At 67.6% G+C, this 15,957-nt stretch carries 22 protein-coding genes; 8 read left to right on the forward strand and 14 right to left on the reverse strand.

What is annotated here, in order from left to right:
- The first annotated feature begins 36 nt into the window (after window positions 1-36).
- Window positions 37-357 carry a polyhydroxyalkanoic acid system family protein gene (locus tag MH112_RS02810; protein WP_296563528.1) on the forward strand — a complete coding sequence of 107 codons (321 nt, stop codon included), beginning with the start codon at window positions 37-39 and terminating at the stop codon, window positions 355-357.
- Between the two features lie 33 nt (window positions 358-390).
- On the opposite strand, the gene MH112_RS02815 is transcribed toward MH112_RS02810, so the two are convergent.
- Genes MH112_RS02815 through MH112_RS02840 form a run of 6 tightly spaced genes read right to left on the reverse strand, consistent with a single transcriptional unit; the run spans window position 391 to window position 4,493 of the window.
- Window positions 391-717, reverse strand: coding sequence for a phosphoribosyl-ATP diphosphatase (locus MH112_RS02815; protein ID WP_296563530.1), 327 nt, complete (start codon window positions 715-717; stop codon window positions 391-393).
- Window positions 714-1,514, reverse strand: coding sequence for an imidazole glycerol phosphate synthase subunit HisF (gene hisF, locus MH112_RS02820; RefSeq protein ID WP_296563532.1), 801 nt, complete (start codon window positions 1,512-1,514; stop codon window positions 714-716). Before hisF ends, MH112_RS02815 begins: the two co-directional genes overlap by 4 nt.
- Window positions 1,514-2,236: a 1-(5-phosphoribosyl)-5-[(5-phosphoribosylamino)methylideneamino]imidazole-4-carboxamide isomerase gene (gene hisA / locus MH112_RS02825; RefSeq protein ID WP_296563534.1), complete on the reverse strand. Its 723-nt coding sequence runs from the start codon at window positions 2,234-2,236 to the stop codon at window positions 1,514-1,516. Before hisA ends, hisF begins: the two co-directional genes overlap by 1 nt.
- Window positions 2,233-2,877, reverse strand: coding sequence for an imidazole glycerol phosphate synthase subunit HisH (hisH, locus tag MH112_RS02830; protein ID WP_296563537.1), 645 nt, complete (start codon window positions 2,875-2,877; stop codon window positions 2,233-2,235). Before hisH ends, hisA begins: the two co-directional genes overlap by 4 nt.
- A 30-nt stretch (window positions 2,878-2,907) precedes the next feature.
- Entirely contained in the window at window positions 2,908-3,498 is a 591-nt protein-coding gene (hisB, locus tag MH112_RS02835; RefSeq protein WP_296563539.1) for an imidazoleglycerol-phosphate dehydratase HisB, read from the reverse strand.
- 5 nt (window positions 3,499-3,503) lie between these two features.
- Complete coding sequence (locus tag MH112_RS02840; protein WP_296563540.1) at window positions 3,504-4,493, reverse strand: adenosine kinase; 990 nt, start codon at window positions 4,491-4,493, stop codon at window positions 3,504-3,506.
- 171 nt (window positions 4,494-4,664) lie between these two features.
- Between MH112_RS02840 and MH112_RS02845 the strand changes: the two genes are divergently transcribed.
- The gene (locus tag MH112_RS02845; protein ID WP_296563542.1) at window positions 4,665-5,198 is read left to right on the forward strand and encodes a DUF6886 family protein; all 534 of its coding nucleotides are present in this window, start codon (window positions 4,665-4,667) and stop codon (window positions 5,196-5,198) included.
- Window positions 5,199-5,205: 7 nt separating this feature from the next.
- Here the strand turns inward: MH112_RS02845 and nth are convergent, their stop codons facing one another.
- A complete protein-coding gene (gene nth, locus MH112_RS02850) occupies window positions 5,206-5,910 on the reverse strand; it encodes an endonuclease III (RefSeq protein ID WP_296563544.1) in 705 nt (234 codons plus the stop codon).
- 35 nt (window positions 5,911-5,945) lie between these two features.
- Here nth and MH112_RS02855 point away from each other — a divergent pair, with 35 nt between their 5' ends.
- Window positions 5,946-6,449 carry a DUF2244 domain-containing protein gene (locus MH112_RS02855; RefSeq protein WP_296563545.1) on the forward strand — a complete coding sequence of 168 codons (504 nt, stop codon included), beginning with the start codon at window positions 5,946-5,948 and terminating at the stop codon, window positions 6,447-6,449.
- Between the two features lie 59 nt (window positions 6,450-6,508).
- On the opposite strand, the gene MH112_RS02860 is transcribed toward MH112_RS02855, so the two are convergent.
- On the reverse strand, window positions 6,509-6,838 hold the full coding sequence (locus MH112_RS02860; RefSeq protein ID WP_296563547.1) for a hypothetical protein: 330 nt from the start codon (window positions 6,836-6,838) through the stop codon (window positions 6,509-6,511).
- Window positions 6,839-7,036: 198 nt separating this feature from the next.
- On the opposite strand from MH112_RS02860, the gene MH112_RS02865 reads away from it, so the two are divergent.
- Window positions 7,037-7,660, forward strand: a complete 624-nt coding sequence (locus MH112_RS02865; protein ID WP_296563551.1) for a hypothetical protein — start codon at window positions 7,037-7,039, stop codon at window positions 7,658-7,660.
- The gene (locus tag MH112_RS02870; protein ID WP_296563553.1) at window positions 7,657-7,983 is read left to right on the forward strand and encodes a transcriptional regulator; all 327 of its coding nucleotides are present in this window, start codon (window positions 7,657-7,659) and stop codon (window positions 7,981-7,983) included. The genes MH112_RS02865 and MH112_RS02870 overlap by 4 nt, the downstream gene beginning before the upstream one ends.
- A gap of 33 nt (window positions 7,984-8,016) precedes the next feature.
- On the opposite strand, the gene MH112_RS02875 is transcribed toward MH112_RS02870, so the two are convergent.
- The 6 genes from MH112_RS02875 to ccmA all read right to left on the reverse strand — a co-directional run bounded on the left by MH112_RS02875 (window position 8,017) and on the right by ccmA (window position 11,472).
- Window positions 8,017-8,532 carry a DsbE family thiol:disulfide interchange protein gene (locus tag MH112_RS02875; protein WP_296563555.1) on the reverse strand — a complete coding sequence of 172 codons (516 nt, stop codon included), beginning with the start codon at window positions 8,530-8,532 and terminating at the stop codon, window positions 8,017-8,019.
- Entirely contained in the window at window positions 8,529-8,732 is a 204-nt protein-coding gene (ccmD, locus tag MH112_RS02880; RefSeq protein ID WP_296563557.1) for a heme exporter protein CcmD, read from the reverse strand. The genes MH112_RS02875 and ccmD overlap by 4 nt, the downstream gene beginning before the upstream one ends.
- On the reverse strand, window positions 8,732-9,460 hold the full coding sequence (gene ccmC, locus MH112_RS02885) for a heme ABC transporter permease CcmC (RefSeq protein WP_296563559.1): 729 nt from the start codon (window positions 9,458-9,460) through the stop codon (window positions 8,732-8,734). The genes ccmD and ccmC overlap by 1 nt, the downstream gene beginning before the upstream one ends.
- 98 nt (window positions 9,461-9,558) lie before the next feature.
- Window positions 9,559-10,113 (reverse strand): Spy/CpxP family protein refolding chaperone, encoded by a 555-nt coding sequence (locus tag MH112_RS02890; RefSeq protein ID WP_296563562.1) that lies wholly within the window; start codon window positions 10,111-10,113, stop codon window positions 9,559-9,561.
- Window positions 10,114-10,210: 97 nt separating this feature from the next.
- Window positions 10,211-10,876 (reverse strand): heme exporter protein CcmB, encoded by a 666-nt coding sequence (gene ccmB / locus MH112_RS02895; RefSeq protein ID WP_296563565.1) that lies wholly within the window; start codon window positions 10,874-10,876, stop codon window positions 10,211-10,213.
- Entirely contained in the window at window positions 10,873-11,472 is a 600-nt protein-coding gene (gene ccmA, locus MH112_RS02900; protein ID WP_296563570.1) for a heme ABC exporter ATP-binding protein CcmA, read from the reverse strand. The genes ccmB and ccmA overlap by 4 nt, the downstream gene beginning before the upstream one ends.
- 211 nt (window positions 11,473-11,683) lie before the next feature.
- On the opposite strand from ccmA, the gene acnA reads away from it, so the two are divergent.
- The 3 genes from acnA to MH112_RS02915 all read left to right on the forward strand — a co-directional run bounded on the left by acnA (window position 11,684) and on the right by MH112_RS02915 (window position 15,942).
- Window positions 11,684-14,374: an aconitate hydratase AcnA gene (acnA, locus tag MH112_RS02905; protein WP_296563572.1), complete on the forward strand. Its 2,691-nt coding sequence runs from the start codon at window positions 11,684-11,686 to the stop codon at window positions 14,372-14,374.
- A 163-nt stretch (window positions 14,375-14,537) separates the two neighbouring features.
- Window positions 14,538-15,266 (forward strand): DUF1223 domain-containing protein, encoded by a 729-nt coding sequence (locus MH112_RS02910; protein WP_296563574.1) that lies wholly within the window; start codon window positions 14,538-14,540, stop codon window positions 15,264-15,266.
- Between the two features lie 325 nt (window positions 15,267-15,591).
- On the forward strand, window positions 15,592-15,942 hold the full coding sequence (locus MH112_RS02915; protein WP_296563576.1) for a DUF2794 domain-containing protein: 351 nt from the start codon (window positions 15,592-15,594) through the stop codon (window positions 15,940-15,942).
- Window positions 15,943-15,957 lie beyond the last annotated feature (15 nt).

Consider the following 15,957-nt stretch of genomic DNA (forward strand, 5'->3'; position numbering starts at 1 on the left):
CAGGCTTTAGTCGTACAAAACCTTGAGAGGCCCCCCATGAAGCCCATCGTCATCGATATCCCCCACAGCCTCGGCGCCACCGAAGCCCGACAGCGGCTGGAGCAGGGGTTCGACAAGATGCTGGGTCAGATGGGGGAGAACGCCAAGATTTCCCGGGAATGGGTCGGCGACAGAATGACCTTCTCGGCCGTGGCCATGGGTCAGACCATCAGTGGGCATCTGGAGGTCGCCGCCGAGGCGGTGCGTCTGGAGATCAATCTGCCCAACGTCCTGGCCATGCTGGCGGGGCAGATCAAGGGCCGGGTCCAGAAGCAGGGCCAACTACTGCTCGGCGACCGGACCAAGCCCAACCCCTAGATGCTCGTCTGCCGAGGGGTGAGCCGCCGACCCTCAGGCTGGCTTGCGGCGGGCCTTCTCGTCATGGCCCGAGACCCCTTCGCGGGCCTCCAGCTTGGCCGCCACCGCGTCAAGGGAAACCTCGCTCGCTGCCAGCAGCACCAGCCAGTGATAGAGCAGGTCGGCGCTTTCAGCGGCCAGGGCGTCGGTGTTCCCGTGGACCGCGGCGATCACCGTTTCCACCGCCTCCTCCCCCAGCTTCTTGGCCGCCAGGTCCGGGTCATGGAGCAGCCGGGCGGTATAGGAGGTTGCGGGATCGCCGCCCTTTCGCCCTTCGATCACCGTGGCGAGCCGCTGCAGCACCTCTGCCAGCCGGCTCATGAGAAGGCCTCCGCGGCGTCCCGGCGCATTTCCGCCCCGGTGAGACGGGCGGGCAGGCCGGCGGCGACCATGGCCTGCTTGACCTCGCCGATGGACACCTCGCCGAAGTGGAAGATGGAGGCGGCCAACACGGCGTCGGCACCCCCTTGTGTGGCGGCTTCGACCATGTGGGCGGCTGAGCCTGCACCCCCTGAGGCGATCACCGGCACGCTGACCGACCCTGTGATGGCGCGTAGCAACTCGATGTCATAGCCGGTCTTGGCACCGTCCCGGTCCATGGAGGTCAGCAGGATCTCGCCGGCACCCTTTTCCACGGCCAGGCGGGCATAGTCGACCACGTCCAGGCCGGTGTCCTTGCGCCCCCCATAGATGAACACCCGCCAGGCCGCATCCTCGGCCCGCTTGGCGTCGATGGCGCAGACCACGGCCTGGGAGCCAAAGGCGTCGGCGCAGGCGCTGATCAGATCGGGATTTTCCACAGCGGCCGTGTTGACGCTGATCTTATCGGCCCCGGCCAGCAACAGGCGCCGGGCATCCTCCACCGCCCGGATCCCACCGCCGACGCTGAGCGGCATGAAACAGACATCGGCAGTCCGGGCGATCACATCGAGGATGGCGCCACGGCCCTCATGGCTGGCGGTGATGTCCAGGAACATCAGCTCGTCAGCGCCGGCGGCGTCATAGGCACTGGCCTGTTCCACCGGATCGCCGGCGTCACGCAGGGACAGGAACTGCACGCCCTTGACCACGCGGCCGTCCTTGACGTCCAGGCAGGGGATGACGCGCAGGTTCAGCATCAGGCCGCGGCCTTGATGGCTTCGGCGGCCTTGATGGCCCCGGTATAGAGCGCCCGGCCCAGGACCGCGCCGGCGATGGGCCGGCCCTTACGGGCGCGAAGCCGGTGGATGTCTTCCACGCTGGCCAGACCGCCGGCGGCGATGACAGGGATGTCCACGGCATCGGCCATGGCCCCGAACACGTCCACATTGAAGCCGGTCAGGGCGCCGTCGCGGTCGATGTCGGTAATGATCAGGGCGCTGACGCCGGCGTCTTCGAAGCGCTTGGCCACAGTGACGGCGTCGAGATCAGAGTCTTCAGTCCAGCCCTGGACTGCCACCTTGCCGCCCCGCACATCGACGCTGACAGCAATCTGCTCAGGCCAAAGGCGGGCGGCCTCTACCACCACCTGCGGCTCACGCACCGCCAGGGTTCCGAGAATCACCCGGCTGACCCCGGCTTCAATCCAGCCCTCGATGTCGGCCAGGCTGCGGATGCCGCCTCCCAGCTGGACGGGGACGGAGACAGATTCCAGAATGGCACGGACCGCATCGGCATTGACCGCCTGGCCCTGCACGGCCCCGTTCAGGTCCACCACATGGATCCATGGGAAACCGGCATTGGCCCACTGTTGGGCCTGGTCGGCCGGCGAGGTGTTGAACACGGTGGCTGTGTCGAGGACGCCGTGCAGCACGCGCACGCACTGGCCGTCCTTGAGGTCGATGGCCGGGTAGAGGATCAAGGTCGCCACTCCAGAAAGCGCGCGAGAAGTGAAAGCCCGGCAGACTGCGATTTCTCCGGGTGGAATTGAACCCCCGCCAGATTGCCCCTCAGCACGGCGGCAGGGAAACGCCCCCCGTGGTCGGTGAAGGCAGCCACATCGGCCGGATCGGCCGGGTGGAAGGCGAAGGAGTGGGTGAAGTACATGGCGGCGTCGGGCACGAGGCCCAGGGCCGTTCCTGATGGGCTGATGTCATCCAGGCTGTTCCAGCCCATGTGCGGCACCTTGCACGTCGGGCTGGCCGGCGTCAGACGGCGAACCTCACCGGGAATCCAGTCGAGCCCTGGGGTCTCGCCGAACTCCAGGCCGCGACTGGCCAAGAGCTGCATGCCGACGCAGACGCCCAGGAAGGGCACGCCGCGCCCCTGCACGGCCGCCGTGATCGCTTCTACCAGGCCGGCCCGGCCCATCAGGGCGGCGCGGCAGGCGGCGAACGCCCCGACGCCGGGCAGCACCACGCGGTCGGCGGCCGCCACGGTTTCCGGGTCGGCGGTGACACAGATCTTCGCACCCCCGGGCGCGGTGCTGGCGGCCCTTTCCAGGGCGTTCTGCGCCGAACGGAGATTGCCCGACCCATAGTCGATCAGGGCGACGGTCTGCATAGTGGTTCCTTACGACCCCGGGGACGCGCCCTAGAGCACGCCCTTGGTGGAGGGGGCCTGGCCGCCCGTCTTGGGGTCGATCTCAATGGCCTGGCGCAGGGCCCGGGCCAGGGCCTTGAACCCGCTCTCGGCGATATGGTGACTGTTCTCGCCGTACAGGGTCTCCAGATGCACGCAGGCGCCGCAGTTCATGGCGAAGGCGTGGTGGAACTCCTTGAACAGCTCGGTGTCCATTTCGCCGATCTTCGGGGTCCGGAAGGCCACCTTCCAGATCAGATAGGGCCGGTTGGACAGGTCGATGGCGCAGCGGGTCAGGGTCTCGTCCATGGGGATATAGGCGTGACCGAACCGGCGGATTCCCTTGAACCCGTCCAGGGCCTTGTGAATGGCCTGGCCAAGCACGATCCCGGTGTCCTCCACCGTGTGGTGGAAGTCGATGTGCAGGTCGCCCTTGGTGCGGACCTTCAGGTCGATGCCCCCGTGGCGGGCAAAGGCGTCCAGCATGTGGTCGAAGAAGCCGACGCCGGTCTCGACATCAGACACGCCGGTCCCGTCCAGATCGACGCTGACGCTGATCTGGGTTTCCTTGGTGTTGCGGACGACCTCGGCTGTGCGCGCCATGGGGTTTAAAGTCCTCTCGAAGCGGCCAGGTCCTTGAGGGAGACCTGCGGCCGCGGGCCGTAATGGGAGATCACTTCAGCCGCCGCCAGGGCGCCCAGTTCGCCGCAGACCGGCAGGGACCGCTCATGGGCCAGGCCAAACAGGAAGCCGGCGGCGTACTGGTCGCCGGCCCCGGTGGTGTCCACTACCTTGTCGACCGCCGCGGCCCAGATCTCGTGCCGGGCCTTGCCGGCGGCTACCACCGAACCCTGGGCCCCACGGGTCACCGCGGCCAAGGGAATGCGAGCCGCCAGGGCGTCGACGGCGGCGTAGAAGTCTGTCGTCTCAAACAGGGCGCAGATCTCGGCCTCATTGGCGAACACGATATCCACCTGGGTCTCGATAAACCCCATCAGGGCCTCCCGGTGGCGCTCGACCACAAAGGCGTCGGACAGGGTGAGTGCGATCTTGCGGCCATTGGCCCGGGCCAGGCCTGCAGCCTTGGCGAAGGCGCGACGGGCCTCGGAGGGATCAAACAGATAGCCCTCCAGATAGACGATCTTCGAGGCTTCGACGATGGCGGGGTCCACATCGTCGGCGGTCAGCTCGGTGGACGCGCCCAGATAGGTGCACATGGTGCGCTGACCATCAGGGGTCACATTGATCAGGCAACGGGCGGTCGCCGGGCCGGCGGCCAGGGGTGCCACATCGAAGCGCACCCCCTGGGCGCGCATGTCGTGGGCGAAGACCTCGCCCAGCTGGTCCTTGGCCACCTTGCCCAGATAGGCCGCCTTGCCGCCGAAGCTGGCCACCCCGGCCACCGTGTTGCCCGCCGATCCGCCGGAGGTTTCCACCCCTGGCGCCATGCGGCTGTAGAGGTCGACGCCCTGGGCCTCGTCGATCAGCATCATCGCCCCCTTGGAGAGGCCCTCGGAAACCAGAAAGGCCTCAGGCGCCGGGGCGATCACGTCGACGATGGCGTTGCCAATGGCGGCGACGTCGTAAAGCTGTGTCATTCCGGTGGGTTTCTCTTGGGCAGGGGCGTTGATCAGGGACGGGCGCCGATTACAGGGAAAGCACAGTCGGGGCAATGTGAAGCAGCCCTGGAGGGGGCGCAAACGACCGTCTGCCTCACCTCTGGTCGGCAGGGCTTGTCCCATCGACCATCATCAGGCCAATCGAGACCCATGCAGCTTTATCACTTCAGCGAGGATCCGGGCATTGCGGTCTTTGAGCCTCGCCCGGTTCGGGTTCCCTCAGAGCGGGGGCCGGGCCAGGACTGGCTGAACGGACCCCTGGTCTGGGCCATCGAGGACGCCCACCAGGCCTTGTACCTGTTTCCCCGGGACTGTCCGCGCATCCTGATCTGGCCGACGCCTTCGACCACGGCGGCCGATCACGCGGCCTGGTTTGGCGCGAGCCCGGCCAAGGCCCTGGCCTATGTGGAATGGGACTGGTGGCGGCGGCTGGGGGCGGAGCGTCTCTATCGTTACGACCTGCCGGTTGAACCCTTTGAGAGCCTTTCGGACGCGGGCATGTGGGTGGCCAGGACGGCGGTGACCCCCTTGGCCAAGGAGCTTGTCGCCGACCTGCCCGCCGCCTTGCAGGCGCAGGGGGTAGAGTTGCGGTTCACCGAGACCCTGGCCCATCTAAGACCGGTCTGGGACACCACCCTGCACGCCAGTGGCGTTCGCCTGCGTCACGCCAGGGACTGGGGCTGAGGGGACCTTACCTGTCCAGCAGCGACCGGGAGGGGCAGAGGTCGGCGACGGGGCACTCGGCGCACTTGGGCTTGCGGGCCACGCAGACATAGCGGCCGTGCAGGATCAGCCAGTGGTGGGCGCGGACCAGATAGGGCTGCGGGATCACCCCCATGAGCTCGGCCTCCACCTGATCGGGGGTTTTGCCGAAGGCCAGCTTCAGCCGATGGGCGACCCGGAACACATGGGTGTCCACGGCGATGGCCGGTTCCACCCGCAGTTCGTTCAGCACCACGCTGGCGGTCTTGCGTCCGACCCCGGGCAGGGCCTGGAGGGCGTCCCGATCCAGGGGCACCTGGCCCCCATGCTGCTCCACCAGGATCCTGGCCGCGGCGATGACGTTCTTGGCCTTGGTGCGAAACAGGCCAATGGACGAGATCAACGGGATCAGGCCCGCCTCCCCCAGTTCCAGCATCTTTTCCGGAGTGTCGGCCACCGCGAACAGCTTGGCGGTGGCCTTGTTTACCCCCACGTCGGTGGCCTGGGCCGACAGGGCCACGGCGGTCACCAGGGTATAGGGGCTGTCATAGTTCAGCTCAGTGCGGGGGTCAGACTCGGCAGCCTCAAAGCGCTCGAACAGGGTGGCGATCCGGGCCTGTTCAGCCGGCGACAGGCGCCGGCGGCCTGGCTTGGCGGGGCGCTTTGCAGGGGCGGGGGCGGACGACTTGGCCATGGGCCTTGATGCCCTGCGCAAAGCCCCTCGCCAAGATGGCGCAGGCCGCTAATATATTCTTCGAAATGGACAGCCCCTATTTCATGGACGCGGTCATCACCCCCAACCGGTCGCTCTCCCAGCGCGGCCTGGTGATCCTGATCACGGCCATCACGGTCCTCAATTGCATTTCTGCGGGCATTTTCATGTCCATGGGGGCGACCCTGGTGCCGATCTTCCTGGCTCTGGACGTGGGTGCCATCGCCCTGGCCTTCCTGGTCAGCAATCACGCCGCCAAGCAGGTGGAGCGGGTGCAGGTCACCGCCCATGAGGTCCGCGTCCTGCGCCAGACCCCCAACGCCCAGGCTTTGGTCTGGACCTCTCCCACCGCCTTCACCCGGGTGGATGTGGAGGTCGAGGACGACCGGACCGTGGGTGTTCGGGTGCGGCTGTCGGGCAAGTTTGCGCAGGTGGCCGCGGCCCTGTCGCCGCCTGAACAGGCGGAATTCGCCAAGGCCCTGGAAGACGCCATCTGGAAGGCGCGCACCGGTCGGGTCTAGGGCGCGGACCGGCCGGTGGGCATCGGCTGTCGGCGCCGAGCGCGCTCAGACATCAGGCTCTAGACCCGGATATCCAGCAGAGAGCCCGGCCGCAGGATTTTCTGCGGGGCCTCGTCGGGCATGCGGACCTGGTGGGGAATGTCCCGCACCGGCGTCGCCCGGACCTGGACTTCGGTGCCCTGAGCCGTCCGCGCCGCACCCCGGGTCGGGGCCTGGGCCAGCGTCTGGGTCGGGGCCTGGGCCTGAGTTTGGGCCTGAGTTTGGGTCGGTGCGGCCCGCCCGAGGGCGGCTTCGAAAAACGCCCGCTGCGCCGCATTGCGGACAGACCCCTGCGGTCCCGGGGGCGCTGCCGGCAGAGCGTTCGGGAAGGGCGGACGAATCGTGCTCACGGCGAAAACCGGGGTCTAGGGGGGGAAATCAGGCCCAGAATGGGGGTCTGGGGCTGAATTTATGGTTAACCGGATCTGAAGGCCAAGGGGCGGCACCCCGGCCTCCAATGCGCCGACCCAGACCACCAGAAAGAACTTTGCTTGACAAAGCCAATCGGCTCCCAATAACTTTGCATCACAAAGCAACGGGAGACACCCATGACCCAACCCTCGCTCAGTGATGATCTGGCCTATATCCGCGCTGTGGCCGAATCCGGCCGCAACGCCCCCCTGCTCGGCGGCCGCTTTCTGGCCTGGTGGGGCGGTCTGCTGGGGCCGGCCTATCTGATCCATTATGGCCTGGCCAGCGACCGCCTGCCCCTGGGCGACATGGCCTATCTCTACATGTGGGGCGGGTTCATGCTGATCGGGACCGCCGGCTTCTTCGCCCTGGTCCGCAAGGTTTCGCCGGAAACCCCTGGCCAGGCCTCCGTAGGCGCCCAAGTGGAAGCCAGCGTCTGGAAGATCGCCGGCTTTGTGCTCGGTGCCTATTTCGTGACCCTGTTTCTCAAGGCGTTCACCGGCGGCAACGCCATCGCCGGGTTCGAGCACTCTCTGGCCCTCGTGTTCAGCGCCTACGCCATCGCGCTCTTCACCTCAGGGGCCGTGGTCGGAAACCGGGTGCTGAAGACCGCCGGCTACGGTGCCTTGGTGATGATCGCCCTGTCAGCCTGGTTCGCCGGGACGGCTGAGATCTGGGCGGTGGCCGCCCTGGGGGTCTTCCTCACGGTCTTTCTGCCGGGGGTGGTCCTGATGCTCCGTGAGCCCCGAGGTGCAGCATGACCGGGGGGTCGCCAGCCCCTGACAACCCCTTTGATCATGGGGCCATCGACGAGGTGATCCATGGCCGCCTGCGCTTGGGGATCATGGCCTATCTCTCCACCGTGAGCCCGGCGGTGTTCAGCGAGCTGAAGGACAAGGTGGGGGCCACCGACGGCAACCTCTCCACCCACCTGAAGAAGCTGGAGGAGGCCGGCTATGTCCGCCAGGAAAAGCGCTTCGTCGGCAAGCGCCCCCAGACCCGGGTGTTCCTCACCGAGGCCGGACGCGCAGCCTGGATCGCCTGGATCGCCCAGATGCAGGGCCTGATGCGCGCCGCCCAGTAGGGGGGGCCACTAGGGGGCCCGGGGGACTTGTGGTTAGCGCCGCTGCGCCCAGAGCGCGGCGGCGTCCTCGGCGCTTAGGGGGCCGGCGTGTTTGGCGAGGATCGTGCCGTCGGCGGCCACCAGATAGGTCTCGGGCACGCCGGTGACGCCAAACTCCACCCCGGCGCGGCCGTCCCGGTCCACCATGTGGATGGTGAAGGGATCGCCGAGGCGGGCCAGGAAGGCCAGGGTGTTGGGCGGGGCGTCCTTATAGGCCACGCCGATGATCGGCACGCCCTGGGCGGCCAGGTCCACCAGCACCGGATGCTCCACTTCGCAGGGCGGGCACCAGGAGGCGAAGAAGTTGATCAGGACCGGCTGACCGTTCAGGGCCTCCGCCAGGGGGACGGGGCGGCCGTCCTCCAGATTGGGCAGGGTCAGGGCAGGGACGGGCTTGCCGACGGTGGCCTGCGGATTGACCTGCGGATCGCGGTTGAGGGAATAGAGCCCAAACAGCAGGGCGAGGCCGATGAGCACCGCCAGGGGCAGATAGGCCAGCCAGCGGCTCATGGGACGTGGGCCTCAGATGGCGGCGCGGGGGGCCGGGCGGCCTCGGCCTGCTCGGCGATCTGCCGCAGGGCTTCTGTGCGGGCCCGCCAATGGCGGGCGTGGGAGAAGGCTGAAACGATCATGCCGATGAAGACGAGGGCGGTGATGGCGAAGGCCGGCCACACATAGGCCCCATAGGGACTGGCGTCGAAATCCAGCATCAGGCCCTCGCCGCCCGTTGGGCCAGGGCTTCGGCCCGGCGGCGCCAGACCTCGCCCCGGATGCGCAACAACCACAGGGATCCGAAGGCTGACATATAGGCCAGGGCCATCAGGATCAGGGGATAGAGGAACACATCGGCCACGGTAGGGCCGTCGAACCGGAACACCGAGGCACCCTGGTGCAGGCTGTTCCACCAGTCGACGGAGAACTTGACGATGGGCAGGTTGAGCAGGCCCACCAGGGCCAGGATCGCTGCGGCCCGGGCGGCCTTGGTCTCGTCGTCCAGGGCGGCGCGGAGCGCCATATAGGCGATGTAAAACAAAAACAGCACCAGCACCGAGGTCATCCGGGCGTCCCAGACCCACCAGGCGCCCCACATGGGCCGACCCCATAGGGATCCGGTGATCAGGGCCAGGGCTGTAAAGGCCGCCCCTAAGGGGGCTGCGGCCTGGGCGGCGGCATCGGCCAGGGCGTGGCGGAACACCAGGGACAGGAAGCTCGCCGTGCCTAGGCAGGCATAGACAAACATGCTCATCCAGGCGGCGGGCACATGGATGAACATGATCCGTACGGTGTCGCCCTGCTGGTAGTCCTCCGGCGCGGTGAAGCCGAGATAGAGCCCGGCCAAGGCCAGGATGACGGCCAGGGCACCGAACATTGGCGCCGCCCAGCGGGAAAACGCCATGAACCGCTCGGGATTGGACAGGAAGGCCGGCACGGGGATCATGGCCGGGCAATTAGCCCGTTGCGCCCCCGCCCCGCAAGTCGCCCGGCAAAGCCGGGGGCGCGCCAAGTCGACCGGGACGGGGGCGCAGGCTGTGCTTGCTAGCGGCCCGTGGGGCCCCCGCCACCCATACCGCCACCCATACCGCCGCCCATACCGCCACCATGGCGACCGCCCCGACCCTGGCCGTCACCCTGGCCGCGACCGGCCGGGCGCAGGGCGTCAAAGGCCTTCTGCTGGGACGGGGTCAGCTGGGCATAGAAGCGCTTGGTGGCCTCTGCACGAACGGCGAAGGCCTGCTGGCGCTCGGCCATGCGGGCGGCCATGGCGTCAAGTCGGGCTGGGGTGGACAGGTCGGCCATCGCCTGGCGCTCGGCCCGGCGGCCGTCCCGGTCGCCGCCCCGGGCCCCGTCCTTGGGCGTCATGGCGCGGACATAGGTGGTAAGGGCGGCTTCCTGCTGGCTGGTGAGCTGCAGGCTGGTGCGCAGGCGCTCGGTCATGCGGGCGCTCCGCTGCTCTGGGCTGGGCCGCTCGCGGCCCTCCATGGCCGGCCGCTGTCCCTGGCCAGGGGCGGGGGCCGGTTGGGCGAAGCTGGCGGTGGTGAAGGTCAGGGCGGCCAGGGTGCCGCCGAGCGCGATGGTCTTGATGGTCTTCATGGGTGGTCTCCAGTTGGGCCCCTCTGAAGACTTCAACGGCGGCGGACCGCCGTTCCGTCGCAGATTCTTTCTCTCTGCTCAGGTGCCACCGCGGGCTTCAGGACAGGGCATTGCGGCAGGCCGCCGCCATGGCCAGGGGCCCCAGCGCCACAGCGGCTGCGGCATAGGCGCCCAGCAGCACGAACCCGGCGCTCCAGGGCAGGCCGGCGGCGAGACTGGCCAGGGCGCCGCCGCCAAAGATCACTGGCGGCACGAACAGGGGCAGGACGATGACGGCCGTCAGCAGGCCCCCCCGCCGGGCACCCAGGCTCAAGGCCGCCCCAATCCCGCCCATGAAGGCAAAGGCCAGCCCGCCCAGCAGCGCGCAGGCCACCACCAGGCCGCTGAGCATGGGCGAGGCCCCCAGGGCGATGGCGGCGATGGGGGCGGCGAGGGCCAGGGGAAGTCCGGTGGCCAGCCACTGGGCCAGGCACTTCACCGCACAGATGATCTCCAGGGGCACTGGCGACAGGGTCAGAAGGTCCAGGGCCCCGTCCTCATAGTCCCGCTCAAACAGCCGATCGAGGGACAGGAGGGCGGCCAGGGCCAAGGCCACCCAGGCCGCGCCAGGGGCGATGGCCGCCAGACGTTCGGGCTCTGAGCCTACCGCCAGGGGCAGAAGTGTGGCCACCCCGGCATAGAAGCCGACCGCGACCATGGGTCCCCCGCCCTTGCCCCAGGCCAGGGCTGTTTCCCGGGCCAGCAGCGTCCCGACCCGGCTCATCGGCTGATCTCCACCGTGCGCGCCGCCAGGGGCAGAGGGTCGTGCACAGCCGCGAGGATCATGCCGCCACCGCGAAGATGGTCGACCATGATCTCACCAAATCGACCCCGCCACTCGGCATCCAACGGGCTCAGGGGTTCGTCCAGCAGCCACAGGGGCCGGGGCGCGGCCAGCAGGCGGGCCAGGGCCAGCCGCCGCCTTTGCCCCGCTGACAGTCTTCGGACCTCCAGGTCCAGGAGGGGGCCAAGATCAAGCTGTCCCGCGCAGGCCTCCACCGCCCCAGGGGAACCGCCCGAGAAACCTGTCCAGAAGGACAGTTCGTCGCGGGCCGTGCGCGAAGACTTCAGCCCGTCCAGATGACCGAGCAGATGAATCGCCTCTCGGGCCTCGGCTGGCTCCACGCCGCCAAAGCTGATGTCGCCCTCATCGGGGGTGATCAGACCCGCTATCGCCCTCAAAAGACTGGTTTTTCCTGATCCATTGCGCCCGATCAGGGCCACAGCTTCCCCCGGCACAATCTTGAGAATAAGTCGCGTAAACAACTGTCGCCCCCCGCGGGAGAGGGCCAGGGACTGGATCGAAACCTCTGGGATCATGGGCGGTGCCCCAAAAACACTAGAACTGGACCCAAATTGTCCTCACGCCTCGCATGGACGGCTAACGCCGCCGGGTCTATGACAGCCGCGGCCGTCGCCACCCGAGGGGGCGTACGCGGCGCGGGGACGGACGCTGTGTGTCCATCTCTTTGAGCGCGCGATCCCGGGGGCGGTAGATGAACGGCCGTGAACAGAGAGAGGATCCTTTAGGATGGCGTCGATCGACACCCTGAAGACCCGCCGCGAATTGACGGTGGGCGACAAGACTTACGTCTACTACAGCCTGGCCGCCGCGGAAGCCGCTGGCCTGAACGGAATTTCCAACCTGCCCGTGTCGATGAAGGTTCTGCTTGAGAACCTGCTGCGCAATGAGGACGGGGTTTCGGTGGGCGAAGACGACCTGAAGGCCGTCGCCGCCTGGCTCGACAACCGCGGCGCCAAGGAGCACGAGATCAGCTTCCGGCCGGCCCGGGTGCTGATGCAGGACTTCACCGGCGTGCCCGCCGTGGTCGATCTGGCCGCCATGCGCGATGCCATGACCAAGCTCGGCGCCAATCCCGAAAAGATCAATCCGCTCAACCCGGTGGACCTGGTCATCGACCATTCGGTGATGGTCGACTATTTCGGCACCGCCAAGGCCTTCGGCGAAAACGTCGACCGGGAATATGAGCGCAATATCGAGCGCTACCGCTTCCTGCGCTGGGGCTCCTCGGCCTTCAATAATTTCCGCGTGGTGCCCCCTGGCACCGGCATCTGCCACCAGGTGAACCTGGAATATCTGGCCCAGACCGTCTGGACCAATGAGGTGGACGGCGCGACCCTGGCCTATCCCGACACCGTGGTCGGTACCGACTCCCACACCACCATGATCAACGGCCTGTCGGTGCTGGGCTGGGGCGTGGGCGGCATCGAGGCTGAAGCGGCCATGCTCGGCCAGCCGATCCCCATGCTGATCCCCGAGGTCATCGGCTTCAAGCTCACCGGCGCCATGCCCGAGGGCGCGACCGCCACCGACCTGGTGCTGACGGTCACCCAGATGCTGCGCAAGAAGGGCGTGGTCGGCAAGTTCGTCGAGTTCTACGGCCCGGGCCTGGCCAAGATGACCCTGGAAGACCAGGCCACCATCGCCAACATGGCCCCGGAATACGGTGCCACCTGCGGCTTCTTCCCGGTCACCCGGGCGACCATCGACTATCTGGCCGCCACCGGCCGCGACGCCGACCGCGTCGCCCTGGTGGAAGCCTACGCCAAGGCCCAGGGCATGTGGCGCGAAGGCGATGAGCCCGATCCGGTGTTCACCGACACCCTGGACCTGGATCTGTCCAGCGTCGTGCCGTCCCTGGCCGGCCCCAAGCGGCCCCAGGATCGAGTGCTGCTGACCAGCGCCGCGGCGGAGTTCAAGGAGGCCCTGGCCAAGGACTTCGGCAAGGCCGATTCCATCGCCCAGCGCACCCCGGTGGCTGGCGAAAAGTTCGACGTGGGCCACGGCGACGTGGTCATCGCCGCCATTACGTCCTGCACCAACACCTCCAACCCCAGCGTGCTGATCGCCGCGGGTCTGGTGGCCAAGAAGGCCGTGGAGAAGGGCCTGAAGGTCAAGCCGTGGGTGAAAACCTCCCTGGCACCGGGCTCCCAGGTGGTCACCGACTATCTGAAGAGCGCAGGTCTGACCAAGTCCCTGGACGCGCTCGGCTTCAACCTCGTGGGCTATGGCTGCACCACCTGCATCGGCAATTCCGGGCCGCTGCCGGAGGCCATCTCCGAGGCCGTCCAGCAGGGCGACCTGGTGGCCTGCTCGGTGCTGTCGGGTAACCGCAACTTCGAAGGTCGGGTGAACCCCGACGTGCGGGCCAACTATCTGGCCTCGCCGCCCCTGGTGGTGGCCTATGCCCTGGCCGGGTCCATGCAGATCGACCTGACCACCGAGCCCCTGGGCGAGGGCAAGGACGGCCAGCCGGTCTATCTGAAGGACATCTGGCCGACCAACGAAGAGATCGCCGCCCTCCAGCGCAAGCACGTCACCGACAAGATGTTTGCCACCCGCTATGCCGACGTCTTCAAGGGCGACAAGGCCTGGCAGGGGATCAAGGTGGCCGGTGGCCAGACCTATGCCTGGGACGTGGGCTCCACCTACGTGCAGAACCCGCCCTATTTCGAGGGCATGAGCATGGAGCCCGAGGCGATCACCGACATCATCGAGGCCCGCGTCCTTGGCGTGTTCGGCGACTCGATCACCACCGACCACATCAGCCCGGCCGGCTCCATCAAGCTGACCTCGCCGGCTGGCGAATACCTGCGTGAACGCCAGGTGCCGCAGACCGACTTCAACTCCTACGGCGCCCGCCGCGGGAACCATGAGGTCATGATGCGCGGCACCTTCGCCAACATCCGGATCCGCAACAAGCTGACCCCGGAAATCGAAGGCGGCGTGACCAAGCACTTCCCCACCGGGGATGTGATGTCGATCTATGATGCGGCCATGCGTTATCAGGCCGAGGGCCGCCCCCTGGTGGTTTTCGCCGGCAAGGAATACGGCACAGGCTCCTCCCGCGACTGGGCGGCGAAGGGCACCAAGCTGCTCGGCGTGCGCGCTGTGATCGCCGAAAGCTTCGAGCGTATTCACCGGTCCAACCTGGTGGGCATGGGCGTTCTGCCCCTGCAGTTCACCCAGGAGGGCTGGCAGAAGCTCGGCCTGACCGGGGAGGAGATCGTCTCCATCCGCGGCCTCCAGGACCTGTCGCCGCGCAAGCAGCTGACCGTAGAGCTTTACCGTGCCGGCGATGGCCGCGTGGCCCGCTTCCCGGTCCGCTGCCGGATCGACACCCCCACCGAGCTTGAATACTTCAAGAACGGTGGCGTGCTGAACTATGTGCTGCGCAACCTGGCGTCCCAGGACGCCTAAGGCGCCGCGTAAGGGTGATGCCAATGGGGGGTCGCGGGTCACTGCGGCCCCCCTCGCCATTTTTCGAGGGGCTGCTATTTCAGAGACGTCGAACTCCATGTCGGCTTTCGCTCACACCTTGTTGAAACGCGCTGGCGCGACAACTCGGCTTTATTGCCCACCCATGATCAGAGCCCTGCTCGCTAGCCTGTGCCTCCTGGCGGTTCCCGCTGCCGCTTCGGCGGCAAAGCCCCCTGTGGTGGTGGAGTTCTACACCGCGCAGGGCTGCGCGGCCTGTGCGCAGGCCAATGACTATGTCAACAGCCTGGCCGAGCGTCCTGGCGTCCTGGCCCTGACCTTTGCGGTGGATTACTGGGACTATCTGGGCTGGGAGGACACCTTCGCCCTGCCGGCCTTTGCCGAGCGGCAAAAGGCCTATCTCACACCCCTGTCCCTGCGTGAGCCCTATACCCCTCAGCTGGTGATCAACGGGGCCAGCGAAGCCTCGGCCGTGGAGCCTGAAAAGGTCGAGGCCCTGCTGGAGGCTGCGGCTGAGCGCCAGGTGCCGGCCCCGGATATTCTGTTCATCGGCCAGCGTCGGGTAGATGTAGGCACGGGCCGTGCGCCGCGCGGCGGGGCCGATGTCTGGCTGATCCGTTATGACCCCCGGCCGGAGAATGTGGCGGTACGCCGGGGCGAGAACCGGGGCGTGACCCTCGAGCAGCGCAATGTGGTGCGGGAAATCACCCGGCTGGGTGGCTGGCGCGGCCGCCCGACGGCCTATAGCGCCCCTGAGCCTAGCCAGGACGGCCTGCAGACCCTGTTGATCGTCCAGGCCCCGAACGGGGGGCGCATCCTGGCGGCCATGCCCCAGACGGCTCCGCCGGCCAAGCCCCAGACCGCCGCGCGCTGAGGCCGGAGACTGTCCACCAAAGCGCTGACCCACGAAAAAGGCCCGCGCGGGGGAGGGGGGCTGCTCCGCACGGGCCTTCTCAGAGGAGGGGCTTATGACGCCGGCTGATCGAGCTCCCGGGTCCCAGGGGGGCTGGGGGGGCTGTTCAGGGTCCGGAACCGCGAGGTGTCCCGATCAACCGACCCTGCCTTTATCGACGCCCATACAGGCGGGGTCTGGACCGAAATAAGGTCATTTCGAGGCACCCCCGGCACTTGGCCGATGGCTCGGCGGCCAGAAGATCGCCGCTCGATTTCGTCGCCATATTGAGTCAGGCTCTCTCTCAATGGCTACTGACCCGTCCGCTCATGACTCCGCCGCCGCCGGCCGCCGGGCCGGGCCGGTGTTCTTTCAACGCCAGGAATTCCAGCGCCTGCTGAACCTCTATGGCCGCATGGTGGCGGCCGGCGAGTGGCGGGACTACTCCATTGAGCCGGGCCCTGAGGCCTGTGCGTTCTCGGTGTTCCGCCGGGCGGCCGAATCGCCCCTCTACAGGATTGAGAAGCGTCCCGCCCTGGCCAGGCGCCAGGGTGCCTGGGCGGTGATCGGCCAGGGCGGCATGATCCTGCGCCGGGGCCATGAGCTGGAGCAGGTGCTGAGGGTGTTCGAGAAGGGCCGGTTCAAGGTCATCGACTGAGGCCCTGCCCGGACA

Origin of the sequence: Phenylobacterium sp. (assembly GCF_022402485.1) — a bacterium.
GTDB lineage: Bacteria > Pseudomonadota > Alphaproteobacteria > Caulobacterales > Caulobacteraceae > Phenylobacterium.